At 71.1% G+C, this 24,305-nt stretch carries 22 protein-coding genes; 11 read left to right on the top strand and 11 right to left on the bottom strand.

All coding sequences use genetic code 11. The features are described from left to right. Positions 1 to 29 precede the first annotated feature (29 nt). Both AB0C25_RS22635 and AB0C25_RS22630 read right to left on the bottom strand, forming a co-directional pair. Positions 30 to 1,079 (bottom strand): nitronate monooxygenase, encoded by a 1,050-nt coding sequence (locus AB0C25_RS22635; RefSeq protein WP_357376111.1) that lies wholly within the window; start codon positions 1,077 to 1,079, stop codon positions 30 to 32. Between the two features lie 31 nt (positions 1,080 to 1,110). Next, on the bottom strand, positions 1,111 to 2,223 hold the full coding sequence (locus tag AB0C25_RS22630; RefSeq protein WP_357376109.1) for a hypothetical protein: 1,113 nt from the start codon (positions 2,221 to 2,223) through the stop codon (positions 1,111 to 1,113). A gap of 231 nt (positions 2,224 to 2,454) precedes the next feature. On the opposite strand from AB0C25_RS22630, the gene AB0C25_RS22625 reads away from it, so the two are divergent. Next, positions 2,455 to 2,727 (top strand): hypothetical protein, encoded by a 273-nt coding sequence (locus AB0C25_RS22625; protein WP_357376107.1) that lies wholly within the window; start codon positions 2,455 to 2,457, stop codon positions 2,725 to 2,727. Between the two features lie 170 nt (positions 2,728 to 2,897). On the opposite strand, the gene AB0C25_RS22620 is transcribed toward AB0C25_RS22625, so the two are convergent. Beyond that, positions 2,898 to 4,166 carry an Nramp family divalent metal transporter gene (locus AB0C25_RS22620; protein WP_357376105.1) on the bottom strand — a complete coding sequence of 423 codons (1,269 nt, stop codon included), beginning with the start codon at positions 4,164 to 4,166 and terminating at the stop codon, positions 2,898 to 2,900. A 205-nt stretch (positions 4,167 to 4,371) separates the two neighbouring features. Between AB0C25_RS22620 and AB0C25_RS22615 the strand changes: the two genes are divergently transcribed. The 3 genes from AB0C25_RS22615 (at position 4,372) to AB0C25_RS22605 (ending at position 6,744) form a co-directional block, all read left to right on the top strand. Continuing rightward, positions 4,372 to 4,779: a GntR family transcriptional regulator gene (locus tag AB0C25_RS22615; protein WP_357376102.1), complete on the top strand. Its 408-nt coding sequence runs from the start codon at positions 4,372 to 4,374 to the stop codon at positions 4,777 to 4,779. An 88-nt stretch (positions 4,780 to 4,867) separates the two neighbouring features. After that, the gene (locus tag AB0C25_RS22610) at positions 4,868 to 5,758 is read left to right on the top strand and encodes an ABC transporter ATP-binding protein (RefSeq protein ID WP_357376100.1); all 891 of its coding nucleotides are present in this window, start codon (positions 4,868 to 4,870) and stop codon (positions 5,756 to 5,758) included. Next, positions 5,755 to 6,744: a transporter gene (locus AB0C25_RS22605; protein WP_357376098.1), complete on the top strand. Its 990-nt coding sequence runs from the start codon at positions 5,755 to 5,757 to the stop codon at positions 6,742 to 6,744. The genes AB0C25_RS22610 and AB0C25_RS22605 overlap by 4 nt, the downstream gene beginning before the upstream one ends. Positions 6,745 to 6,833: 89 nt before the next feature. Here AB0C25_RS22605 and AB0C25_RS22600 read toward each other — a convergent pair whose 3' ends face one another. Then, positions 6,834 to 7,664, bottom strand: a complete 831-nt coding sequence (locus tag AB0C25_RS22600) for an ABC transporter permease (protein ID WP_357376096.1) — start codon at positions 7,662 to 7,664, stop codon at positions 6,834 to 6,836. Further along, a complete protein-coding gene (locus AB0C25_RS22595; RefSeq protein WP_357376094.1) occupies positions 7,661 to 8,632 on the bottom strand; it encodes an ATP-binding cassette domain-containing protein in 972 nt (323 codons plus the stop codon). The genes AB0C25_RS22600 and AB0C25_RS22595 overlap by 4 nt, the downstream gene beginning before the upstream one ends. 87 nt (positions 8,633 to 8,719) lie before the next feature. Here AB0C25_RS22595 and AB0C25_RS22590 point away from each other — a divergent pair, with 87 nt between their 5' ends. Next, on the top strand, positions 8,720 to 9,070 hold the full coding sequence (locus AB0C25_RS22590) for a hypothetical protein (RefSeq protein WP_357376092.1): 351 nt from the start codon (positions 8,720 to 8,722) through the stop codon (positions 9,068 to 9,070). 27 nt (positions 9,071 to 9,097) lie between these two features. Here the strand turns inward: AB0C25_RS22590 and AB0C25_RS22585 are convergent, their stop codons facing one another. The 5 genes from AB0C25_RS22585 to AB0C25_RS22565 form a co-directional block, all read right to left on the bottom strand. Next, entirely contained in the window at positions 9,098 to 10,303 is a 1,206-nt protein-coding gene (locus AB0C25_RS22585; RefSeq protein WP_357376371.1) for an ROK family transcriptional regulator, read from the bottom strand. A 169-nt stretch (positions 10,304 to 10,472) separates the two neighbouring features. Further along, on the bottom strand, positions 10,473 to 11,576 hold the full coding sequence (locus AB0C25_RS22580; protein ID WP_357376090.1) for a sugar-binding protein: 1,104 nt from the start codon (positions 11,574 to 11,576) through the stop codon (positions 10,473 to 10,475). Positions 11,577 to 11,629: 53 nt separating this feature from the next. Then, complete coding sequence (mmsB, locus tag AB0C25_RS22575) at positions 11,630 to 12,928, bottom strand: multiple monosaccharide ABC transporter permease (protein WP_357376088.1); 1,299 nt, start codon at positions 12,926 to 12,928, stop codon at positions 11,630 to 11,632. Further along, entirely contained in the window at positions 12,925 to 14,472 is a 1,548-nt protein-coding gene (gene mmsA, locus AB0C25_RS22570; RefSeq protein WP_357376086.1) for a multiple monosaccharide ABC transporter ATP-binding protein, read from the bottom strand. The genes mmsB and mmsA overlap by 4 nt, the downstream gene beginning before the upstream one ends. 544 nt (positions 14,473 to 15,016) lie before the next feature. Further along, complete coding sequence (locus AB0C25_RS22565) at positions 15,017 to 16,195, bottom strand: alcohol dehydrogenase catalytic domain-containing protein (protein ID WP_357376084.1); 1,179 nt, start codon at positions 16,193 to 16,195, stop codon at positions 15,017 to 15,019. Positions 16,196 to 16,332: 137 nt separating this feature from the next. Between AB0C25_RS22565 and AB0C25_RS22560 the strand changes: the two genes are divergently transcribed. The 4 genes from AB0C25_RS22560 (at position 16,333) to AB0C25_RS22545 (ending at position 21,047) form a co-directional block, all read left to right on the top strand. Then, positions 16,333 to 16,917, top strand: coding sequence for a WHG domain-containing protein (locus AB0C25_RS22560; protein WP_357376082.1), 585 nt, complete (start codon positions 16,333 to 16,335; stop codon positions 16,915 to 16,917). Next, positions 16,914 to 17,747, top strand: coding sequence for an alpha/beta hydrolase (locus AB0C25_RS22555; RefSeq protein ID WP_357376080.1), 834 nt, complete (start codon positions 16,914 to 16,916; stop codon positions 17,745 to 17,747). Before AB0C25_RS22560 ends, AB0C25_RS22555 begins: the two co-directional genes overlap by 4 nt. A 179-nt stretch (positions 17,748 to 17,926) precedes the next feature. Continuing rightward, a complete protein-coding gene (locus tag AB0C25_RS22550) occupies positions 17,927 to 19,612 on the top strand; it encodes an ATP-binding cassette domain-containing protein (RefSeq protein WP_357376078.1) in 1,686 nt (561 codons plus the stop codon). Further along, the gene (locus AB0C25_RS22545) at positions 19,602 to 21,047 is read left to right on the top strand and encodes an aminotransferase class V-fold PLP-dependent enzyme (protein WP_357376077.1); all 1,446 of its coding nucleotides are present in this window, start codon (positions 19,602 to 19,604) and stop codon (positions 21,045 to 21,047) included. Before AB0C25_RS22550 ends, AB0C25_RS22545 begins: the two co-directional genes overlap by 11 nt. Before the next feature lie 19 nt (positions 21,048 to 21,066). Here AB0C25_RS22545 and AB0C25_RS22540 read toward each other — a convergent pair whose 3' ends face one another. Next, positions 21,067 to 21,465: a hypothetical protein gene (locus AB0C25_RS22540; RefSeq protein WP_357376076.1), complete on the bottom strand. Its 399-nt coding sequence runs from the start codon at positions 21,463 to 21,465 to the stop codon at positions 21,067 to 21,069. A gap of 287 nt (positions 21,466 to 21,752) precedes the next feature. On the opposite strand from AB0C25_RS22540, the gene AB0C25_RS22535 reads away from it, so the two are divergent. Both AB0C25_RS22535 and AB0C25_RS22530 read left to right on the top strand, forming a co-directional pair. Beyond that, positions 21,753 to 23,000 (top strand): family 16 glycosylhydrolase, encoded by a 1,248-nt coding sequence (locus AB0C25_RS22535; protein ID WP_357376074.1) that lies wholly within the window; start codon positions 21,753 to 21,755, stop codon positions 22,998 to 23,000. 166 nt (positions 23,001 to 23,166) lie between these two features. Further along, entirely contained in the window at positions 23,167 to 24,189 is a 1,023-nt protein-coding gene (locus AB0C25_RS22530; protein ID WP_357376072.1) for a DUF4331 family protein, read from the top strand. The last annotated feature ends 116 nt before the right edge of the window (positions 24,190 to 24,305 follow it).

Below are 24,305 nucleotides of genomic sequence, written 5' to 3'. Positions count from 1 at the left end.
GCCCGTCCCGTCCCACCCGAGGCCGCCGGTCAGCCCCAGCGTGCCGACCGCTCGACCACCGCCGCCAGCGCGGCTCGGGCACCGGCGCTCACCTCGGTGACCACCTCGGCTGCCGGCAGTTCCCGGGCGAGGGGGTGCGCCTGCCCCGCCCACAGGTTCGCGACCGTCGCGTCGCCGTCGCGCCGGGCGGCGGCCAGCAGCGGACGCGTCAGGTGTAGCACCTGGGGGTAACCGGTCGGCGCCGACGCGTCGTGCTGGCGCAGGAAGTCGTTGGCCACTCCCCGGGCCCGCTTACCGGTGTACGACCGGCTGAGCGCGGTCGGCGCGTTCCCGGCCACCGCCGCCCGGTGCATCGCCGAACTGCCCGCCTCCGGGCAGCGCAGGAAGGCCGTGCCCAGCTGCGCTGCGGCGGCACCGGCAGCCAGCGCGGCGGCCAGCGCGGGACCGTCGACGATGCCGCCCGCAGCCACCAGGGGCAGGTCGCAGCGGGCGGCGGCCAGCCGGAGCAGGGGCAACAGCGCGTAGTCGTCGTCGTCCGGCAGGCCACCCCGATGCCCACCGGCCTCGGTGCCCTGCACCACCACCGCGTCCACACCCAGGTCGACGGCGACCGTCGCCGCGTCCGGGCGGGTGACGGTGGCCCACACCTCGGTGCCCCGCTCGCGCAGGGCGCGCACCGTCGCCCGGTCCGGCAGCCCGAACACGAAGGACACGACCGGGACCGGGTCCGCGAGCAGCGCGGCCACCTTCTCCGGGTACGCGTCGTCGCCGCCGACCGGCTCGCCCAGGCGCACCCCGCGCTCGGCGGCCTGCGGGGCGAGCCGTTCCGCGTACGCCCGGACGGCGACGTCGTCCACGCCGCCGGGGTCGGGCAGGAAGACGTTGACGCCGAAGGGCCGGTCGGTGCGCGCGCGGACCTGCGCGACGTCGGCGGCCAACCGCTCGGTGTCGATCATCCCGGCGGCCAGGAAGCCCAGTCCACCGGCGGCGGAGACGGCTGCCACGAGCGCCGGCGTGGACGGGCCACCGGCCATCGGGGCCGCGATGATCGGGTGACGCAACGTGGACAGCACGGACATCCCACCATCCTGCCGCACCGCCGGCGTTCGCTCACCGGCGCGCCGTGTGCCGCCAGCGCAGTACGCCGGCCAGGCCGAGCAGCGCCACGAGTGTGCCGGCGCCGGCCGCCAGCACCCAGGTCCGGCGGCTCAGGCCGGTGGTGTCCTCGGCGATGGGACGAACGAGGGTGGGCAACACCGACGCGGCGGACCCCGTCGGACGCGCGGCGGTGGCCGGTCCGTCCGTGGTCGGGTAGCGCAGGATCGTCGGGCGGGTGCCCGCTGGCTGGTCGGCGGATTCGGAGACGGTGAGCAACGACCTGCCGTCGCGGCTGTAGGTGACCGACTCACCCTGGGGCTCGTCCGGCAACGGGGTGACCCGCGCGGTGCCAGCGGTCAGCGCGCGGACCACCTCGCCATCGGGCACGTCGTACTCGAAGGCGTCGGCGTAGCTGCGCAGCACCACCCGACGCCCGTCCGGTGCGCTCGCCGCCCCGGTGATCACACCCCGTCCGAGGAACGAGAACGGGTTGCTGGTGCTCGTCGTCGGCAGGGTCACCTGGCCGACCGAGGCCAGCGGCGTCGTCGCCCCCGGCCGCAGCGCGGCGGTCGGGGCGTACAGGAAGACGGTGCCGCTGCCGCCCTTGGTGATGATCAGCGGCCGATCGGACGCGTCCAGCAGCAACGCCTCCGCGTCGTGCGGGCGGTCCGGGTAGGTCATCCGGTGCAGCACCGGCTGGTCCGCTCCGGGAGCGAGTCGCCAGATGGCGATCGTCGGCCGGGAGTGGTCGTTGTCGCCGATGTCGGCGACCCAGACGGTGCCGTCGCGACCGATGGCCAGGTCCTCGGTGTCGCGGGGCCGGGACGGGAAGGCCACCGCCCGGACCACCGTGCAGCGCTCGTCGAGGAAGAAGATCCGGCGGCGGGCCTCGTCGTCGGCACCGTCATTGATCATGACGTACCCGTCGTCGGTGGCGACCATCCCGGAGATCTCACGGAGCCGGTCGTCGCGCACCTGGCACACGGGCGTCCCGGCCGCCGCCGCACCCGCCGCCGCTGCCGGTGTCAGTGCGATGGCCGGCGCCCCCGCGCCGGCGAGCAGCGCCGCCAGCGCCGCGCCCGCACCGGCACGTCGCCCCCAGGTCAACCGCCCGCGTACCCGCATCGCCCACCCTCCTCGTCGCGGCCGCGCCCCGGGCCACCTGCCCATCCTGGCCGATCCGGGCCACCGGCGGGGTCAGCGCGGGGACGTGGCCGGGCCTGTCGTCGAGGAAACGGCACCCCGGCCGGTCACTCGTTGCCAGCGGCTCGGACCCAGGCGGCAGGTCTGAGTTCCGCGATGCGGGGTAGGCAGTGGCCCGGCGGCACGTCGACACCCGCCGGGTGGGAGGCTCCGATGAGCACGTACCGGGATGACCAGGGCGAGACGTTTCCTCCCCCGGAGGCGGACGCCCAGGAGCAGCGACAGGACGCCGTCGACTACGGGCCGCCGGACCGGGTGTCGGGTGACGTCGACCCGGAGGCGTCCGAGGCCGACCTGGCCGAGCAGGGCGCCCTACCGGCGGGCACGCTCGAAGAGGTGACGTCACTGCCGGCCGACGCCAACCCGGCCGACGCCCTGGAACAGCGCCAGGAGATCTCAACCCGCGACGAGGGCCGGCGCACCTGACCGCACCCATTGCCGCCGGCCGCGTCGGATCCGACCTGACACGATCCCGATCACGCGTTATACCTGTGAGTCATAAATATGACCCACAGGTATAGGCGCCCGTCCGGTCACCCGGCCCCGGGCAGCCAACCGGCCACGCCATACCGGCCGGCTCAGCCGGCCACGCCGGCTCAGCCGGCGGTCACCTGCCAGAGCAGGAAGGCGTTCAGCGCGACCACCAGTACCGCCACCAGCGACGCGGCCGCGGTGGTGAGCGGATGGTTGACCAGGTTGCCCATCAGGTCGCGGCGCCGGGTGAAGGCAACCACGGGGATCAGCGCGAACGGGATGCCGAAACTGAGGATGACCTGGGACAGGACCAGGGCTCGGGTGGGGTCGAGGCCGATGGCGAGCACGGCCAGGGCCGGCACCAGGGTGACCAGCCGGCGCAGCAGCAGCGGGACCCGCCGCCGCAGGAAGCCCTGCATGATCACCTCACCGGCGTAGGTGCCGACGCTCGTGGAGGCCAGCCCGGACACCAGCAGGGCGACGGCGAACCCGAACGCCGCGGCGGTGCCGATGCTCTGACCGAGCCCGGCGTGCACACCCTCCAGGCTGTCCGCGCCACCCGGACCGCCGCCGCGGAAGCTGGCCGCCGCGATCAGCAGCATGGCGAGGTTCACCGCGCCGGCCGCGCTCAGGGCGAGCAGTACGTCCGTGCGCTGACCCCGGAACAGGACCCGACGCTCGGTGTCGTCGGTGGCCGGGATGCGGTCGCGGGTCAGCGCGGAGTGCACGTAGATGACGTGCGGCATGACGGTGGCGCCGAGGATGCCGGCCGCCAGCAGCACGCTGTCGGTGCCCTGGAGCCGAGGCACCAGACCGGCCATGGCGGAGCCGGGGTCGGAGCCGGAGGCGAGCAGGTTGGCGGCGAAGGCCAGGACGATCACACCGAGCAGTACGGCGATGACGATCTCGAAGGCGCGGAACCCACGCGAGCGCAGGGCGAGCACGGCGAACGCCGCCGTGCCGATGATGAGCCCGCCGGGCAGCAGCGGAATGCCGAAGAGCAGGTAGAGGGCGACCGCGCCACCGATCACCTCGGCCAGGTCGGTGGCCATGGCGACCAACTCGGCCTGCACCCACATCAGCCGGTTCAGCGGCCGGGGCAGCCGCTCCCGGCACAGCTCGGGCAGGCTGCGCCCGGTGGCCAGACCCAGCTTGGCGGTGAGGGTCTGCACCAGCATCGCCATCAGGTTGGCCACCACCACGACCCAGACCAGCAGGTAGCCGTACCGGGCACCGGCGGCGGAGTTGGTGGCGAAGTTGCCGGGGTCGACGTAGGCGACGGCGGCGACGAACGCCGGACCGAGCAGGATCAGTCGACCGCGTACCCGCCCCCGGGCGCGAGCCACCTGTAGTGGAGTCGCTGTCGACGTCGCCACGTCGTTGGTGACCATCGAACACCTCATCCGTCGACACGCATTTCGTGCCGGTCCCTTCCCGTTTTGCTGGCCCCTTGGTGCCAACCTCTGGCCCGCTGGTGCCACCGGGACCGACGCGCCGGATCCATCGCGACGCGCCGCGAACTTGACAGCGGCGGGGGCACCGATGAAGCTGTCTATTAGTCCTACTGTCGTAGGACAACAGGAAGGATCATCGCGAGTGATCGAGTTCGTGTTGGACAGCCGGTCGAAGGTGAACACCTACATGCAGCTCGTGCAGCAGGTGAAGCAGGCTCTGCGCGTCGGTCTGCTGACGCCGGGCGACCAGTTGCCGAAGGTCCGGGACGTCGCACAGTCACTGGCGATCAACCCGAACACGGTGCTGAAGGCGTACCGCGAGTTGGAGATCGAGGGTCTGGTCGGCGGCCGACCCGGGGTGGGCACGTTCGTCCAGCGCACCCTGGCCGGCGCGTCCCTGCCCAACCAGGCCGAGCTACGCGAGGACCTGGTCGCCTGGTTGCACCGCGCGCAGACCGCGGGCCTCACGGCCGAGGACGTCATCGCCCTGGTGGAGACCACGCTGCGCGCCACCCTCGCCGACGACGCCCCGCAGAAGGAGCCCGCCTGAGCGTGCGCGGCAAGCGAACCACCAGGCACCGAAGCAAGGGCTGCTCCCCCACGAAGCCGCGGGCGCAGCCGGATCGAGAGGACAGAGGATGGACATGGTCTTGGAGGCCGACCGGCTGGGCAAGCGGTACGGCAGCACCTGGGCGTTGCGGGACTGTTCGCTACACCTGCCGGCCGGGCGGATCGCCGCGCTGGTCGGGCCGAACGGCGCGGGCAAGAGCACCCTGCTGCACCTGGCCGTCGGGTTGCTCAAGCCCGACGCGGGCGCGGTCCGGGTCTTCGGCAGATCCCCCTACGGCGACACCGAGGGGTTGGCCGACATCGGCTTCGTCGCCCAGGACACCCCGCTCTACCGCGACTTCACCGCGGCCGAGCTGGTCATCGCCGGTGGCAAGCTGAACAGACGGTGGGACGCCACGCTGGCCCGTCAGCGGTTGGCACAGCTCGGCATTCCGCCGGACCGACCGGTCGGCAAACTCTCCGGCGGTCAACGGGCCCAGGTGGCGCTCGCCCTCGCGTTGGCCAAGCAGCCCCGGCTGCTGCTGCTCGACGAACCGGTGGCCAGCCTCGACCCCCTGGCCCGACGGGAGTTCCACCAGTCGCTGATGGGCAGCGTCGCGGAATCCGGCACCACGGTCCTGCTCTCCTCGCACCTGCTGGCCGACCTGGAGCGCGTCTGCGACTACCTGATCGTGCTGAACTCCGCCCAGGTGCAGCTCACCGGCGCGGTCGACGACGTGGTCGCCGAGCACCGCCAACTGGTCGGCCCCCGGCACGACGGCGGCGTCATCGGGGGCGTCGCCGCCGTGGTCCGGGCCAGCCACACCGACCGGCAGACCACGCTGCTGGTCCGCACCGACGGCCCGGTCACCGACCCGGCCTGGACGGTCCGCGAGGTCAGCCTGGAGGACGTCGTGCTGGCCTACCTGGCCGACGGCACCACGCAGACCCGGCACAGCGAGTGGGGAGTGGCAGCATGATCTGGTTGACCTGGCGGCAACACCGCAAGCAGGCGCTCTACACCCTGCTGGGGCTCGTGGCGCTCGCCGCCCTGCTGGTGCCCATCGGCCTGGCCATGCGGAACACCTACGCCGACCTCGGGCTGACGGACTGCGCCAGCCAACTCGCCCGCGCCGATGTGGCGCAGACGACCCGGGAGACGTGCGATGCGGGCTATCGGCGTTTCGGCAACCAGTACGGCAGCCTCACTCTGGTGGCCGTACTGCTGATCACCCTGCCGGCACTTCTCGGCCTGTTCTGGGGCGCGCCGCTCGTCGCCCGCGAGGTGGAGCACGGCACCCACCGGTTCGCCTGGACCCAGGGCGTCGGCCGGACCCGCTGGGCCCTGGTGAAGTTCGGGTTGGTGAGCGGGGCCGTCCTGGTCCTCGCGACGGTCTACGGGCTGGGCATGTCCTGGTGGGTCGACCCGCTCACCAAGTCCGTGCTCGAGGGCCGGCTCGGCATGATCGTCTTCGACCTGCAGGGCATCGTCCCGATCGGATACACCCTGTTCGCCGTGGCGCTCGGCGTCTTCGCCGGCACCGTCTGGAAGCGGATACTGCCCGCCATGGGCATCACCCTCGCCGGCTACATCGGCGTACGGGCGGCGGTGGAACTGCTGGCCCGACGGCACTACCAGCCGGCCCTGACCCAGACCTTCTCGACCGAGGGGGAAGGGCCACCGGAGATCAGTCGGGGGAACTGGGTCCTCGCCCAGGGCATCCGGAACCCCGACGGGACGGTGATCTCGGAGGGCGGCCGGATCCAGTGCCCCCCGGGCGGTAAGGGGCCGGACGGTCGGGTCTGCGGTGCGGAGCTGGGGCTCGAGCCGGGCGCGTACAACTGGCAGCTGTACCAGCCGGCGGACCGGTTCTGGCTGTTCCAGGGGATCGAGACGGGCATCTTCGTCGCCCTGGCCCTGCTCCTGCTCTACCTCGCCATCCGCCGGGTGCGCCGGATCGCGTAGTCGACGACGGGTGATCGCCGGGCCACAGGGGCTCGGCGATCACCCGTCCGCGCCGGTGGGTCGACCACCGGGCCGGTCCGGCGGGCGGGTCAGCCGGCCAGTCGGTGGTAGCGGGCGACCGAGAGCGGCAGGAAGACCGCGACCAGGACGACCGGCCAGAGCACCGCCAGCAACGGGTAGTGCTGCGCCGCCCAGGAGTCACCACCCCAGCCGGGGTTTCCGAACAACTCCCGGGTGGCGCCGACGGTCGCCGACAGCGGGTTCCAGGCGGCCACCGCACCGAGCCAGGCGGGCATGGTGGACGGTGCGACGAACGCGTTGGAGAGGAAGCCGAGCGGAAACTCCAGGGTCTGCACGGCCACCACGGCCGTCTGCCCACGGGTGACCAGCCCGAGGAAGATGCCGACCCAGATCAGGGCGAAGCGCAGCAGCAGGATCAGCCCCACCGCGGCGAGCGTGGCAACGGCCCCGCCGTGCGCCCGCCAGCCGATGGCGAGACCGGTCAGCAGCAGTATCCCGAGGGTGACCACGGCGAACAACATGTCGGCCACGGCCCGCGCCGCCAGCGGGGCCAGCGGCGCGACGGGCATCGACCGGAGCCGGTCGGTCACCCCTCGCTCCAGGTCCTCGGCGACGGCGATCGTGGTGAGGCTGATGCCGAACACCATCGTCATCACGTACATGCCGGGCATCAGGAACTCCCGGTAACTGCCACCGCCGGGGACCTGCAACGCGCCACCGAACAGGTACGCGAACATCAGCACGATCAGGATGTTGAAGCCGAGTGAGGCGATCAGCGGGCCGGGGTCGCGTCGCCACCGGGCCAGGCCGCGCCAGATCAGCGTGCCGCTGTCGGCCAGGAGGGCGGGCCGGCCGGGCGTCAGGTCCACCCCCGGGACCGGCGTACTCACCGCGCTCATGCGGCCACCTCCTCGGCGGTCCGGGTGCGGTGCCCGGTGAGGTGCAGGAACACGTCGTCCAGGGTGGGGCGGCGCAGTGCGACGTCCGCCACCGGTACGTGCTCGGCGTCCAGCGCCCGCAACACGTCGACGAGCGCGCCCGCCCGGTGACCCACCCGGACGCTCACCATCCGCCGGTCCACGTCGACAGTCGGTTCGTCGCCGGCCACCCGGCGCACCTGGGCGACGGCGGCGGCGAGGTCGGCCGGGGCCGCGACGACCACCTCGATCCGGTCGCCACCGAGGCGGGTCTTGAGGTCGTCCGGAGTGCCCTCGGCGATCACCCGGCCGGCCTCGACCACCGAGATCCGGTCGGCGAGTTGGTCGGCCTCGTCCAGGTGCTGGGTGGTGAGCAGCACGGTGGTGCCGGTGCGCACCAACTCCCGGACCGACTCCCACACCTCGTTACGGCCCCGCGGGTCCAGCCCGGTGGTGGGTTCGTCGAGGAAGAGGACCGCGGGGGCCAGGATCATGCCGGCCGCCAGGTCGAGCCGGCGGCGCATGCCCCCCGAGTACGTGCTGACCGGCTGCTCGGCCGCGTCGGCGAGACCGAAGCGGTCCAGCAGCTCGACCGCTCGCTGCCGGGCGCGGCGGCGACCCAGATGGAACAGCCGGCCGAAGAGCACCAGGTTCTGTCGGCCGCTCAGGGCCTCGTCGAGCGCGGGATGCTGCCCCACCAACCCGATGCGGTAGCGCACCTCGTCGGGCTGGCGGGTCACGTCGAACCCGGCGACCTCGGCACGCCCCTCGTCCAGCCGGAGCAGGGTGGACAGGATCCGTACCGAGGTGGTCTTGCCGGCCCCGTTCGGGCCGAGCAGGCCACACACCGTCCCCGGTCGCACCCGCAGGTCGAAGCCGTCCAGCGCGTAGCGGTCCCGATACCGCTTACGCAGCCCGTCCGCCACTATCGCGTCACCTCTTGTCGGCACAGCGCTCCCCTTCCGCAGGCGTCAACCGCGCTACCGTACAACATACGGTAGGAGATACGGGAACGATGCGTCGACTAGGTTCGGCAGATGACGATCTCGATCTCCGTGGACGGTCGGCGGTTCCGGGCCGTGGCAGACGTGGTGACCGGTGAGGTGGGCACGCAGACCGTCTTCACGTACCACGAGCGGGCCGGCGAGGTGTGGGCCGAGTACGCCGGCGGGTCCATTCGGCGCGGCCACCTCGTCGGCACCCGGGAGGGCGACCGACTGGACTTCCGGTACGTCCAGCTCAACGCCGACGGTCAGACGTCCTCGGGGCACTGCGTCTCGGAGGTGTCGGTGCTGCCCGACGGCCGGGTCCGGCTGCACGAGACCTGGTCCTGGGAGTCCCGGCCGGGCAGCGGCAGTAGCGTGGTGGAAGAGGTGCCGAGTCCCTGACGGTTCGCCGACGGGGGGCGGTCGCGGCTACGCGGGCTCGGTGGTCCCGACCTGGCCCGCGACGCCGACGTTCAGCGGGTCGGCCAGGAGTTTGTCGAAGGCCAGCTCGGCCGCCCCGATCAGGACGGCGTCGCGGCCGAGTGCCGCCGCGCGCAGGCGCAGGTGCTCGCGGGAGGCCGGCAGCGGCATGGTGTCCAACCGCTCGCGGACGACGTCCGCTCCGGCGGTGAAGATGTCGCGAAGCGACCCGCCGAACACCACGGCGTCGGGGTTGACCACGTTGACCAGGTTCGCCACGCCGAAGCCGAGCCACCCGGCGACCTGCTCGACGGCGGCCCGCGCGGTTCGGTCGCCGTCGGCCGCCGCGCGAAGCACCTCGGCCACCGCCGCACGGTCGCTCGGGTCCCGGCCCGCGTGCCGCAACAGGGCGGCTTCGGAGATCTCGGTCTCCCAGCAGCCACGTGAGCCGCAGCCGCAGGGCAGGCCGTTCGGGTTGACGACCATGTGGCCGACCTTGCCGCTGTGACCGCGGTGACCGATCACCAGCCGGCCACCGACGATGATGCCGGCGCTGATGCCCAGGTCACCGTGCAGGTAGATGACGTCGTCGATGCCCACCGCCACGCCCCGGACGTGCTCGGCCAGCCCGGCGATGTCGGCCAGGTCACCGGCCACGAAACCGGGGCCGCCGCTGAACTCCGCCTCCAGCGCGATGCCGAGCGTCTCGTCGATGCCGGCGATCCGGATCCGGCCGTCCTGGCCACGCGTGGTGTCGGTGACCGCGGCGGCACCGCCGACCAGCAGCGCGTCGGTGGCCACGGACCGTTCCATGTCCCGGACCAGGTCGGCGAGGGGCCGGACGGCGTCGACCGCCGACAGGCCGCTGGGTCGCGGGATCTCCCGCCGATCGAGGATCTGCCCACCGAGGCCGACCCGGGCGGCACGGAGCCGGTCCGCGTCGATGCTCAACGCGTGGGCGTAGACCCGGTCGGAGCGGGGACTGACCACGAGTGAGGGCCGGCCGGCGCGGCGGGCGGTGGTCGGCGCCTCCTCGGTGACCAGGCCGCCGGCGACCAGGTCGGCCGCGAGGGCGCCGATGGTGCTTCGGTTGAGGCCGAGCCGGCTCGTCAGTTCGGCCCGGGACGTCGGCCCGTGCACGTGGACGTAGCGCAGCACGGCGCCGAGATTCTGCCGCCGGATCTCCTCCTGGCTGGCGCCGGGGACCGACGGCAGCGGAGGTTCGGTCTGGCGTCCGACGCCGGCGGGCCTGGACCGGACGGGTGTTGCCACGGTCAGACCTCCTTCCGGGTCGGTGCCGGGTGGCGCGGGGCAGTCCGGACGACGATGGGTCCCGGAAGAGGAGATCCGGGACCCATCGGCCTTGCTGCCTACCGTGCGGTGATTACTTGGTGAGCGGCGCGAGCTTCGGGTCGGTGGCGTACGCCTCCGCCGCGTTCGCCTTGGTGACGGCGACCGGCGGGAGCAGGTACGTGTCGACGACCTTGCTGCCGTTGTTGTACGACTTGGTGTCGTTGACCTGCGGCTTGTCACCGGCCTGGAGAGCCTTGACCATGTTGATGGTCTCCTTCACCAGGTTGCGGGTGTCCTTGTTGATCGTCATGTACTGCTCACCCTTGACGATCGACTTGACCGACTCGACCTCGGAGTCCTGGCCGGTGACGACCGGGATCGGCTTGCCAGCGCCCTTGACCGAGGTCAGGATCGCGCGGGCCAGCGTGTCGTTCGGGGAGAGGACGCCGTCCAGCTCCTTGCTGCCGTACGTCGAGGTCAGCAGCTGGTCCATGCGGGCCTGCGCACCCTCGGCCTTCCAGCCCTGGATGGCGGTCTGCTTGACCTCCTTCTGACCGGAGGCGACGACCACGTTGCCCTTGTCGATCTCCGGCTTGAGCACGCTCATCGCGCCGTCGAAGAAGACACCGGCGTTGTTGTCGTCCGGCGAGCCGGAGAACAGCTCGATGTTGTACGGGCCGTTCGGCTTCTTGGCCTTCATGCCGTCCAGCAGGGCCTGGCCCTGGAGCTGGCCGACCTTGAAGTTGTCGAACGCGACGTAGTAGTCGAGGTCCGGGGTGTTGGTGATCAGCCGGTCGTAGGCGATGACCTTCACACCGGCGGCGTGGGCCGCCGCGACCTGGGTCGACAGCTGCGCGGCGTCGGTCGCGCCGATGACGATGACCTTGGCGCCCTTGGTCACCATGGAGGTGATCTGCGCCTGCTGGTCGGCCACGGTGGTGGACGCGCCGGCGTACTGCACGTTGCCCTCGAAGCCGGCCTCCTTGAGGCCGTTGGTGAACAGGTCACCGGCGAGGACCCAGTTCTCGGACGTCTTGGCCGGGAGGGCCACGCCGATCAGCGAGTTGGCCGGGAAACCCTTGGCGGCGTCGCCCTTGGAACCGGAGTCGCCGTCACGGCCGGAGCCGCAACCGGCGAGGGCCAGCATCGCGGCGGCGCTGATGGCGACCACCGACGTGCCGAAGAATTTACGCATGGTGAGGACTTGCCTTTCTGGATGTGTAACGGGGTGGTGAGGGTCGGTGACCGTCAGCTGGACACCGCTGCCTTGGCGGGCTCGCGCTCCGCGTCCGGCGGTGAGGCGGGTGGAGCGGAGTCCTCGCGGCGGAACGGCCGCATCAGGCTCCCGATGATGGAGAAGCGCCCCTGGCTCTTGTTGTAGACGTCGATCGCGACGGCCAGCAGCAGGACCAGGCCCTTGATGATCTGGACCTTGTCGGTGCCCACGCCCTGGAGCTGGAGGCCGTTGTTGAGCACGGCCATCACGAGACCACCGACGATCGAGCCGCTGATGGTGCCGATGCCGCCGGCGACGGCCGCGCCACCGATGAAGACCGCGGCGATCGCGTCCAGCTCCCAGCCGTTGCCGTCCTGCGGTCCGGAGGCCGCCGAACGGGCCACGAAGATCATGCCGGCCAGCGCGGCCAGGACGGACATGTTCATCATGACGAAGAAGTTGACCCGCTTGAGCTTCACACCGGACAGCTCGGCCGCTCGGGAGTTGCCGCCCACCGCGTAGATGTGCCGGCCACCGGCCGTGTTGCGGGTGTAGAAGGAGTACGCGATGACCAGGAGCAGCAGGATGATGCCGGAGATCGGGAAGCTGGTGCCCACCCGACCGCTGGCGAAGCGCAGCGAGGCGAAGGCGATGACCCCGACCATGATGGCCATCCGCAGGATCGAGACCCACATGGGCGCCGGGTCGGCGTCCATGGCCCGCCGGGTGTTGCGGGCCCGAAGCTCGCGCCACACCACGGCAGCCGCGGCGGCAAGGCCGAGCAGCAGCGTCGCGTTGTTGTAGCCGGTGTCCGGCCCGAACTCGGGCAGGAAGCCGGAGCCGATGTCCCGGAAGCCCTCCGGCACCGGAATGCTCTGCGCGTTGCCGATGAACTGGTTGCCGCCGCGGAAGAGCAGCATGCCGGCCAGGGTGACGATGAACGCCGGCACCCCGATGTAGGCCACCCAGAACCCCTGCCAGGCGCCGATGACTGCGCCGATGGCGAGGCCGAAGACGATCGCGGCGGGCCATGGTAGGTCCCACTCGGTCATCGACTTGGCGACCAGGATGCCCGCGAAGGCGGCGACCGAGCCGACCGAGAGGTCGATGTGCCCGGCAACGATCACCATGAGCATGCCGATGGCCAGGATCAGGATGTACGAGTTCTGCTGGAACAGCGCGATCAGGTTGTCCGACCGCAGGGTCAGCCCGTCGGTCCAGATCTGGAAGATCAGGACGATCGCCACCAGAGTGAAGATCATTCCAAACTGGCGAGCGTTGGAGGTGGTTCCTCCGAACAGGTTCTTCTGAAGGTCCTTCAATCGGCTCATCGTGTGGCCATCTTCTTCGTCGAGGTCATCTGCTTCATGAGGTTTTCCGGGGTGGCGTCCGCCCGGGCGATCTCGCCCGTGATGGCGCCTTCGAACACGGTGTAGATGCGGTCGCAGAGCCCGATCAGCTCAGGCAACTCCGAGGAGATGACGACGACGCCCTTCCCCTGGTCGGCGAGCCGCTGGATGATGCCGTAGATCTCGTACTTGGCGCCGACGTCGATGCCGCGCGTCGGCTCGTCGAGGATCAGCAGGTCCGGGTCGGTGAACATCCACTTCGCCAGCACGACCTTCTGCTGGTTGCCGCCGGAGAGCTTCGAGACGCCCTCGTCGACCGTCGGGGCCTTGGTCCGCAACTCCTTGCGGTACGCCTCGGCCGCCTGGTACTCCTCGACCTCGTTCAGGACGCCGTGGTGCCGGATCTTGGACAGCTTGGCGGCCACCGTCGACGTCTTGATGTCGTCGAGCAGGTTGAGGCCGATCGCCTTGCGGTCCTCGCTGACGTACGCGAGGCCGTTGTCGATCGCGTCCGCGACCGACTTCAGGACGATCTCCTTGCCGTCCTTGATGATGGTGCCCGATTCGTACACCCCGTAGGAGCGGCCGAAGACACTCATCGCGAGTTCCGTGCGGCCCGCGCCCATGAGACCGGCGAAGCCGACGATCTCGCCGCGGCGCACCACGAAGCTCTCGTTCTTGCAGACCTGCCGGTCGGCGGAGATCGGGTGCCGGACGTTCCAGTTGCGGACCTCGAAGAAGACGTCACCGATCTTCGGGGTGTGGTCCGGGAACCGGCTGCCCAGCTCACGGCCGACCATCCCCCGCACGATCCGGTCCTCGTCGACCCCGTCCGCCTTGACGTCGAGGGTCTCCACGGTCCGGCCGTCGCGCAGGATGGTGATCTGGTCGGCGATCGCCTCGATCTCGTTCAGCTTGTGCGAGATCATGATCGAGGTGATGCCGCGGGAGCGGAAGCCGCGCAGCAGGTCCAGCAGGTGCCGGGAGTCCGCCTCGTTCAGCGCGGCCGTCGGCTCGTCCAGGATGAGCAGCTTGACGTCCTTGGCGAACGCCTTGGCGATCTCCACGAGCTGCTGCTTGCCGACACCGATGTCCTTGATCAGGGTGTCCGGGTCCTCCTGGAGACCGACCCGGGCCATCAGGTCCAGCGCCATCCGGTTCGCGGCCTTCCAGTCGATCGCGCCCCGCTTGCGCGGCTCGTTGCCGAGGAAGATGTTCTCGGCGATCGACATGCCCGGAATGAGCGCGAGCTCCTGGTGGATGATCACGATTCCGGCGCTCTCGCTGGCCCGGATGTCGGAGAACTTGGTCTCCGACCCCTGGTAGACGATCTGGCCGTCATAGCTGCCGTACGGGTAGACCCCGCTGAGGACCTTCATCAGCGTGGACTTGCCCGCACCGTTCTCGCCGCAGATGGCATGGATCTCACCGGCGCGAACCACCAGGTTGACGTCGGAGAGGGCCTTGACTCCGGGGAACTCCTTGGTGATGGAGCGCATCTCAAGGAGGGTCGGCACGTTGCTCATCGCTCGTACCACCTCGCCAACGTCATCGGTTGCCTCCGGAAGGTTGAACCTTCACTTGGTTTTGTTGTTGTCGGCAACGTATTGCGGCCGAAGGGCCATCCGCAAGGCGAGGGACTGTTGAAAATGTAACAATCCGGCAATATCGACGACGCACAGTTTTCGCCTGTCACAGCCGCCTCCGCAGCCCCTCCCGGCACCTTCGCCCGTCGGTGGCAACGTTGTCAAATGGAGACAACACCACACCCGGCTCCCATCTTCCTCGACAGGCCCACGACCAGCCACGATCCGTGGCAGGCCGGAGAAGGGGTGCCACGCCGCGCCCCCGCCACCATCGAGTGACCGTGAGCGGGCCGCCGCACCCACGCCGCGCCCGGGACGGCCCCGACGACCCCCGGCCGGCGATGTGACCCGCGCCTCAATCGCCAGGTCGGATCGACAAGGATCGTCGCCTCAGGGCCGCCACCAGGGGGCGGGTCCGTGACTTAACATCCCTTAAGGGCGAATCGGGGGCCATCTGGCTCCGGCCCGCGCCCGTGCCGACCGGTCACCCCGGGCGCAGCACCGCCTTGATCACCCCGTCGTCCCGGCGGTCGAAGCGGCGGTACAACTCCGGCGCGTCGGCCAGGGTGCCGTGGTGGGTCACGACGATGCTGGGCCGGGCGCGACCGGCGACGACCAGGTCGCGCAGCAGCACGGTGTAGCGGCGGTCGTGGGTGCGGCCGAACCGGACGGCAACGCCCTTGGCGAACAGCGTCCCCCACGGTGCGACGAGATCCTCGTGGGCGTCCGCGCCTGGTCCGGGGCGCAGGTCCTTCTCCGGATACACGCCCGCGACGGCGATCGCGCCGGCGGGGTTGACCAGCCGGGCGGCGTCCGCGATGACCTGGTCCGGGCGTTCCCGGTCGGGGCGCTCCCGGTCGCGGGCCTGAAACCCGACCGCGTCGATCACCTTGTCGACCCCGCCGAGCTTCTCCTCCCCGAGCGGCAGCCCCACCCGCGCCCGGTCCGCGCGGATCTGCTCGACCGGATCCCCCCGGCGGAAATCGACGGGTACGGCACCGATCTCCCCGGCCTTGTCGAGCCGAGCGTCGATGCCGTCGACGCAGTAGACGACCCGGGCGCCCCGCAGCAGCGCCGCGTAGGCGCCGAGCAGGCCGATGGTGCCGGCCCCGAAGACGGCCACCGTGTCACCGGGCTCGACCCCGGCGAGGGTGGCGGCGGCGTGCCACCCCGTGACGAACGCGTCGGCCAGCAGCACGAAGTCGTCCTCGTACCCGTCCCCCGGCTCACCGGGCACGGGTACGCAGTTGGCGTCGGCCCACGGCACGCGCAGCAGGTCGGCCTGGGCACCGCGGTAGGGGCCCATCCCGGCGTAGCCGTACGCCGCGCCCGGCCCCTCCGCCCGGGCCCGCAGACAAGCAGCCGAGAGACCTCGGGCGCACATCACACACGTCCCGCAGAAGAGGTGCGTAGGGATCACCACCCGGGTGCCCGGCCGGACCGTCTGCACCGCCCGGCCCACCTCCCGCACCACGCCCAGTGGTTCGTGGCCGAGCACCAGTCCGGGGGTGGCGCCGGTCCGTCCGTCGTACATGTGCAGGTCGGTGCCGCACAGCGCGGTGGAGGTGATGCGCACGAGCGCGTCGGTCTCCGCCTCCAGCGTCGCGTCGGGCACCTCCCGCACCGCGACGGTCCGGACGTCGGTGTAGACGACGGCTCGCATCCCGGGTCTCCTGCCTCGGTGACGAAAGAGCCGGCCTTCCCCCGACCGGGCCGTTCATGCCCGGGGCGTTGGACCAGGCGGAACGCAGTGCTATCTTAGGGATCCTAAGTTTCTCCCTAGCGAGACAAAGGTTCACCATGCCACGGCAGGGACTCACCAGCGCACGCGTGTCGGCCGCCGCGGCCGAACTGGCGGACGCGGTCGGTCTGTCCCGGTTGACCGTTGCGGCCGTGGCCCGGCACTTCGGCGTCTCGGACGCCGCGCTGTACGTGCACGTCCGCAGTCGCGACGCGTTGATCGAGCAGGTCGCCGTCCGGGCGGCGGCCGCGCTCGCCGACGAGCTCGCGATGGCCGTGGCCGGACGATCGGGCCACCTGGCTCTCGTCGGGTTCGCCGACGCCTGGCGCGCGTTCGCCGTGGCGCACCCGGGGCAGTACGCCGCGACGCAACTCCCGCTGCCGCCCGAGGTCGGCACGAGTTCGGCCGGGCACCTGCGCCTGATCGAGCTGAGCTACGCGATGCTGCGCGGCTACGGGCTCGACGAACCGGCGCTGACCGACGCGATGCGATTCGTCCGCAGCACCCTGCACGGCTTCGCGAGCCTCGAAGTCGTCGACGGTTTCGGGCATCCGCGCGCCGTCGACGCGTCGTGGCACTCGATCCTCGACGCGGTCCACACGACTCTGAACAACTGGCCGACCGGACAACAGGAGCAGCAGTGAGCAGCCACGACCAGTACGTCGAGTCCGCCGACGGGACGCGCCTGGCGCTCCGGCGCCTGGGTGCCGGCGACCCCGTCGTCCTGGTGCACGGATCGGGCGGTGGGCTGCACTCCTGGGCCACCGTCGCGGACCAGCTCGCCCACGACCACGAGGTGTGGCTGCCGGCCCGCCGCGGATACGGTCCCAGCGACGTCCCGCCCGGCCCCAAGTCCTTCACCGACGAGACCGCCGACCTGCTCGCCGTCATCGAGGCGGCGGGCCAGCCCACCGGCCGGACGGTCCATGTCGTCGGCGCCTCCTACGGCGCGACGGTGGCGTTGCACACCGCCTCGGCCGACCCGCGCGGCATCCGCTCGCTCGCCATCTTCGAACCCCCGCTCTTCGCGGCCGGAGCGGAGGTCGCACCCCTGCTGGTCCGCTACCGTTCCGCCTTCGAACGCGACGACGCCGCGGCGATGGCAGCGGCGTTGAACGACGTGACCCGGGTGCCCGCCGAGATCGTCGCCGCGCTCGCCGCCTCGGCGGGCACCCGGACGCCCGACCCGGCCGAGGCGCGGCGGGCGGCGATCGGCTGGCTGCACGATCTCGAAGCCCTCGCCGGGGACAGCACGGACATCACCAGGTGGTCCGCGATCACCGTGCCGACCCTCCTGCTGGCCGGCGCGGACACCTGGGAGCCGATGCCCACGACGATGACCACCCTCGCGCGGACGCTTCCGGCGGCCCGCTACACCGTCTGGGCAGGTCAGTCACACTTCGTGACCATGACCGCGCCCACTCTGGTCGCCGACGCCCTGCGGCGGTTCTTCGTCGAGGCGTCAACGGCCTGACCGACGGTCGCACAACTGATCAGCGACGCCGACTGGCGGCGGCCGGTGGTCACCACCACCGGCTGAACGGACGACTGTCGTTGACCGTCCACACCGGGCGCACTGCGCCGTCACTCAGTAGCATCGGCGACGGACGATGTTCAGGCGGACCACTCCCCCGACCGGATCGGGCACCCGACATGACGACCGAGCAGACCACCTCTCCGTCACGTACCGGCGTCGGCATCGCCGCCACCGCTCTGGGCCAGAGCGTCCGGGGCGGTCGCCAGATCCTGGCCGACGTCTCGCTGGCCATCGCACCTGGCGAACTGGTCGCGATCATCGGCGCCAGCGGGGCCGGCAAGACCAGTCTGCTGGAGCTGCTGGCCGGGGTACGGCGACCGACCGCGGGCGCCGTGACCTACGACGGCACCGCCCCGGCGGGCGCCATCGGTTTCGTCCCGCAGGACGACATCATCCACCGCGAGCTGCCCCTGGCCCACACCCTGCGCTACGCCGCCCGGCTGCGCCTGGCCGCCGGCACCGGGCCGGCCGAGGCCACTCACCGAGTCGCGGAGGTGCTCGCCGAGTTGCGCCTCACCGAACGGGCCGACACCCCGGTGGGCCTGCTCAGCGGTGGTGAGCGCAAACGCGCCAGCATCGCCGTCGAGCTGCTCACCCGGCCCGGCGTGTTCTTCCTGGACGAACCCACCTCGGGATTGGACCCGGCGATCGCCGTGGAGTTGCTCCGGGTGCTGCGTACGCTCGCCGACTCCGGGACCACCGTGGTGCTCACCACCCACCAGATCACCGACGTGGACCGCTGCGACCGGGTTGTCGTGCTGACCCGTCAGGGCCGTCTGGCGTTCACCGGCACGCCCGCCGCCGCCCGGGAGTTCTTCGACCTGCGGTCCCTCGTCGAGGTGCACCTGCGGCTCGACGAGGCGGCGCATCCGGCCGAGTGGCCCGATCGCTTCGCCGCGCGGCGCGACGCCAGCCCGTCGGCCGGTGCGAGCGGCGACGGTGACAGCGCCCTGCCAGCGCCCCGGCGGGTCGGCCGGCTGCGTCAGTGGGCCGTCCTCACCGCGCGCAACGCGGAGATCGTCGTCCGCAGTCGACTGACCCTGGCCATCCTGCTCGGCTCGCCGCTGCTGGTGCTCGGCATGTTCGCGCTGCTGTTCCGCCCGGGGGCGTTCGAGCCGACCAGCCCCAGCCCGACGGTGACCGTGATGATCCTGTTCTGGATCGCGTTCGGCGGCTTCTTCTTCGGGCTGACCTACGGGTTACTGCAGATCTGCACCGAGCTGCCGATCCTGCGCCGGGAGCGGCTGGCGGGTGTCCGGCTGCTGCCGTACCTGCTGGGTAAGGTCGCGGTGCTGCTGCCGCTGCTGGCCCTGGTGGACCTGGCCCTGCTCGGGGTGCTGCGCGGGATCGACCGGCTGCCGCCGGTCGACGGCACCGACTTCGCGGCCCTGTACGCGACCCTGTTGCTCTCCTCGGCGGCGGCGCTCACCCTCGGCCTGCTGTGCTCGGCGGCGGTCTCCGACGCGGCCCAGGCGACGCTGCTGCTGCCGATGCTCTGCTTTCCACAGGTGCTCTTCGTCGGTGCCATCCTGCCGGTGCCGGCCATGGCGGTCGGCGGTCAGTGGCTCAGTGTCGCGATGTCGAACCGCTGGGCGTTCGAGGGTCTGGGGCACACCGCCGGGGTGGAACGACTCTGGCGCGACGGCGGCTCCCCGCTCGGCCCGCCGCTGCTGGCCACGTACGGTGACAGCTTCTCCCGGCCGGTCTGGGTGAACTGGCTGGTGCTCGGCGGCTTCACGGTGCTCTTCCTCGTCGCCGCCTGGGCGGTGCTGGCCCGACGGGACTCCCGTCATGCGTCCTGAGCTGATCCCGCACGCCTCCCCCACGGCGCTGCCGGGATACGCCGCCACCCGCCGGATCGACGAGCTGCGCGCCACCGAGTACCGCCACCTGGACACCGCCGGGCAGGTGTACCTCGACTACGCCGGTGCCGGGGTCGTGGCGCGAGCCCAGGTACGCGAGCATCACGACCGGCTGCTGGCCGGCCTGTACGGCAACCCGCACTCGGAGAACCCGAGCAGCGCGGCGGCCGGTTCCCTGGTGGAGTCGGCACGACGCGCGGTTCTCGACTTCTTCCACGCGGACCCGTCCGAGTACGCGGTGGTGTTCACCCCGAACGCCAGCGGCGCCTGCCGACTCGTCGGTGAGGCGTACGACTTCGGCCGCACCGCTCCGCTCGTGCTGACCTGGGACAACCACAACTCGGTGAACGGCATCCGCGAGTACGCCCGCGCGGCCGGCGCGGCCGTGCGTTACGTACCGCTGAGTGGGCCGGAGCTGCGGGTCGCGGAGTCGGACCTGGCCACGGTGCTGCACGCCGGCCGTGGCGCGCGGCGGGGTCGGGGTCTGTTCGCCTATCCGGCGCAGAGCAACTTCTCCGGCGTGCGGCACCCGCTGGACTGGGTGGAGGTGGCCCACCAGCACGGCTACGACGTGCTGCTCGACGCTGCCGCCTTCGCGCCGACGAATCGGCTGGACCTCCGCGTCGTCCGGCCGGAGTTCGTGTGTCTGAGCTGGTACAAGCTCTTCGGCTACCCGACCGGGATCGGCGCGCTGCTGGCCCGCCGCGACGCGCTGGCCCGACTGCGCCGGCCGTGGTTCGCCGGTGGCACGATCCGCGCGGTCAGCGTGCAGGGTGACTGGCACCGGTCGATGGACGACGAGTCGGCGTTCGAGGACGGCACGCTCAACTTCCTGAGCATCCCGGACGTGGAGTTCGGGCTGCGGTGGCTGGACTCGATCGGCGTGGACCTCGTGCACGCCCGGGTCGGTCTGCTCACCGAGTGGCTGCTGGCGCGGCTGACCACGCTGCGGCACGCCAGCGGTCAACCCCTGGTGCAGGTGTACGGGCCGACGACGGGCACGGGCCGCGGCGGCACGGTGACGTTCAACCTGCGCGACCCGGACGGCGCCCTGGTCGACGAGCGGTTGGTCGCGCGGGAGTCGGCGGCGGCCGGCTTCGCCCTGCGAACCGGCTGCTTCTGCAACCCGGGCGCGGGCGAGGGCGCGTTCGGCATCAGCCGGGACTCGGTGCGGCGGCGGCTGTTGGCACGGGTCGACACGATCGACCAGTACCTTGCCGCGCTGCGCCTGCCGACGGGCGGCGCGGTCCGTGTCTCGTTCGGGCTGGCGTCCACCGCGACCGACGCGGAACGGTTCGTCGCCTTCGTCCAGTCGACCTATCTGGACCGTGGTGTCGGCGTCGAGGCGTCGCTGCCACCGCGATTGCGGTGTTGACGCGGACGAGGCGGCGCGGCTAGCTGGCCTGGGCCACCGGTGCCGGGCGGTGCCTGATCTCCTCCATGAACGGGAACTGGGCGGTGAGTTCGGCGATCGTCAGCCCGGCCTGCCAGGCCGCGGCCACCTTGGCGACCTGCAACAGGTCCATCACGTCGCCGCGCGCCAGCACCTCGCCGGACACCCGCAGATCGATCATGAAGTAGCGGGCCTGCGATCCCAGCTTCACGCAGACCACGCCCTGCCCGGAGTGCAGCTCCGCACAGGTGAAACGGCCCCGCCCCTGCTCGGGGGCGGTGACCTGGCCGAGTTCGAGCCCGTGTCGGGCAGCGGTTTCGATGAGCGCGGGGGCCAGACCACCTCGCTCGACCAGATCCGGGTAGAGGCGCACACCCAGCGCCGTCGACGCGTCGCTCATGACTGACTCCCACTTCCTTGTGACAGAGACCAGCAGCGCGCAGGTTACGAGAAGGTTTCCCGCACGCCTCGTCATCCTGTCCCGGGTGGACGCCCCACGGCAATAGGAAGGGTCGATTCGACCGCTATCGAGTAACCCCCACCCGACGGCGACGACGCGAAGGGCGATGCGGGGCGTATTGGAAACACTCTTGACAGAAAGACCCGATATCGACATGCTTCTCTACAGAGAGCGCTCTCCGTCCTTCGCCGCGCAGCCTCCACCACTCTCCCGCCGAGGAGCCTCCCGTGTTCACAGCCCGCACCCGGTCTCGTCCCCTCGTACTCCTGGCGGTCGCCCTCGTCGCGACCGCCGCGGCGCTCGTCCCGGCCCATCCCGACCGAGCCGAGGCCGCCATCGGCTCGATCAGCTGGCAGGACGAGTTCAACTCCCCGGCCGGAACGCCTGTCGACCAGAACAAGTGGCGCTTCGACATCGGCGGCGGCGGTTGGGGCAACAACGAGCGGCAGTACTACACCAACAGCACCAGCAACGCCGTCCACGACGGCCAGGGCAACCTGGTCATCACGGCCCGCCGGGACAATCCCGCCAACTACCAGTGCCACTACGGCCGCTGCGAGTACACGTCGGCACGGCTGCTGTCGGCGGCCACCTTCACCCAGACGTACGGCCGGTTCGAGGCCCGGATCAAGATTCCGCGCGGCCAGGGCATCTGGCCGGCGTTCTGGATGCTCGGCACCGGCGGCGGATGGCCCGACGCCGGCGAGATCGACATCATGGAGAACATCGGCCGGGAGCCCAACACCGTGTACGGCACCGTGCACGGGCCCGGCTACTCCGGCGGCGGCGGCATCACCGGCAGTCGCAATATCGGGGGGCCGCTCGCCGACGGCTTCCACACCTACCGGGTGGACTGGGAGCCGAACGTGATCACCTGGTACCTGGACGGGGTCCAGTACCACCGGGTGGACCCCGCGCGGCTCGGCGGCAACCGCTGGGTGTTCGACCACCCCTTCTTCATGATTCTCAACGTGGCGGTGGGCGGCAACTGGCCCGGCTACCCGGACGGCTCCACGCAGTTCCCGCAGCAGATGCTCGTCGACTATGTCCGGGTGTCCAGCTACACCTCCGGCGGCGGTGACCCGGCACCCGGCACCAGCCGGATCCGGGGCGCACAGAGCGGGCGGTGCGTCGACATCCCCAGCGCCAACCCGATCGAGGGCGCCAAGCTCCAGATCTGGGACTGCAACACCACCGCGGCCCAGTCCTGGACCTTCGCCTCCGACGGGACGGTCCGCGCGATGGGCAAGTGCATGGACCCCGCCTGGGCCGGCACGGCGAACGGCACCGAGGTCAACCTGGTCAGCTGCAACGGCAACACCGCGCAGCGCTTCACCCTCAACGCCGCTGGCGACCTGGTCAACATCAACGCCAACAGGTGTGTGGACGTGCGGGAGGCCAATCCCAACAACGGCGGCAAGCTGCACCTGTGGGACTGCCTCGGGGCCGCCAACCAGAAGTGGTCCCGCGTCTGAGGACACGCGACACGAGCGAAGGGCCGCCCACGGCAGCAGCTTAGGGCGGCCCTTCGCCCTGGGCTCCCGGCCAGGGCGAGCCGGAATTAGCCCGATGGCGAGGCCAGCGGTCTGACGCCCGCTATGTTCGGATACGTCCAGAATCCGGCATTTCGGGAGTCAGCTCATGTCGCACCATCTCGACACCCCCCTCGCCGCCCAGGGCGGCCAGCTCTACATCGACGATCTCTACGTCTTCAACGGCGACCGCGCCACGGTGTTCGTCATGGATGTCAACAGCTCGGTGACGAAGGCGGACATCAAGCGCGGCTTCCACCCCGAGGCGCGGTACGAAATCAAGATCCATTTCAACGGCGCGGAGATGGAGGGACTGGCCTACCGGTTCGCCTTCGGCGAGCCCGACGGCAACGGCAGGCAGACCTTCCAGTTGTACGAGCTCGCCGGCGCGGATGCCCGCGACGACGCCGCGATGGGCACTCCCATCGCCGAGGGACACACCGGCGAGGTGTCGACCGGCGGCAACGTCCGGATCTGGGCCGGGCGGATCACCGACCCGTTCTACATCGATCTCGACGAACTCGCCACCATCAACGGCGCGCTCAAGAACGGCGCCCCGGTGGACCGCTCCGCCTGGCGAATGGACCAGGCCAAGAACAGCTTCGCCGGCACGACAGTCGAGTCGATCGTCCTCGAGGTCTCCCACGACGAGCCACTGCTGCGTGACGGCACCGACATCGGCGTCTGGTGCCGCACGATGCTGGCCACCGACGCCGGCGGATGGCGACAGATCAACCGCGCCGGCCACCCCATGATGTGGCCCCTGTTCTGGCCGCACGACACCGACTTCTCCGACCCCGCCAACGTCCGGCACCCCAGCAGGGACCTCTCCGAGGACGGCGAGGAGATCGCGAGCGCCGTCGCCGGAGTCGTCGCCGCCAACGGCACCGCCCCCGACCCGCAGGCGTACGGGTGGAGCGTCGCCCGACAGCTCTACCCCGACCTGCTCTCCTACCAGGTCGGCACTGCGGCCAACTACGGCTTCGCGGTCCGCAACGGACGCGGCATGGCCGACAACGCACCCGAGGTGATGTTCTCCCTGGTGCTCAACACGGGCACCACGTCCGGCCTCACCCCGGCGGTCGCCAAGGCTGCCCGCGCCGCCAGCTTCCCGTACGTGGTGCCGGCCTGACCGACCCATCGGCGCGTCGCCCATTGCTCGACGACAACGACGGGGGGAGATAACAACGATCGTGCCGTTAGTCCGATATGGGGCTTTCATCCTAGATAGGCTCTGAGCTGCTACCA

Source organism: Micromonospora sp. NPDC048839 (genome assembly GCF_040649915.1).
In the GTDB taxonomy this organism is placed as follows: domain Bacteria; phylum Actinomycetota; class Actinomycetes; order Mycobacteriales; family Micromonosporaceae; genus Micromonospora.
Note: the sequence above shows the minus strand (reverse complement) of the source record. Positions and strands in the feature narration are given on the sequence as shown.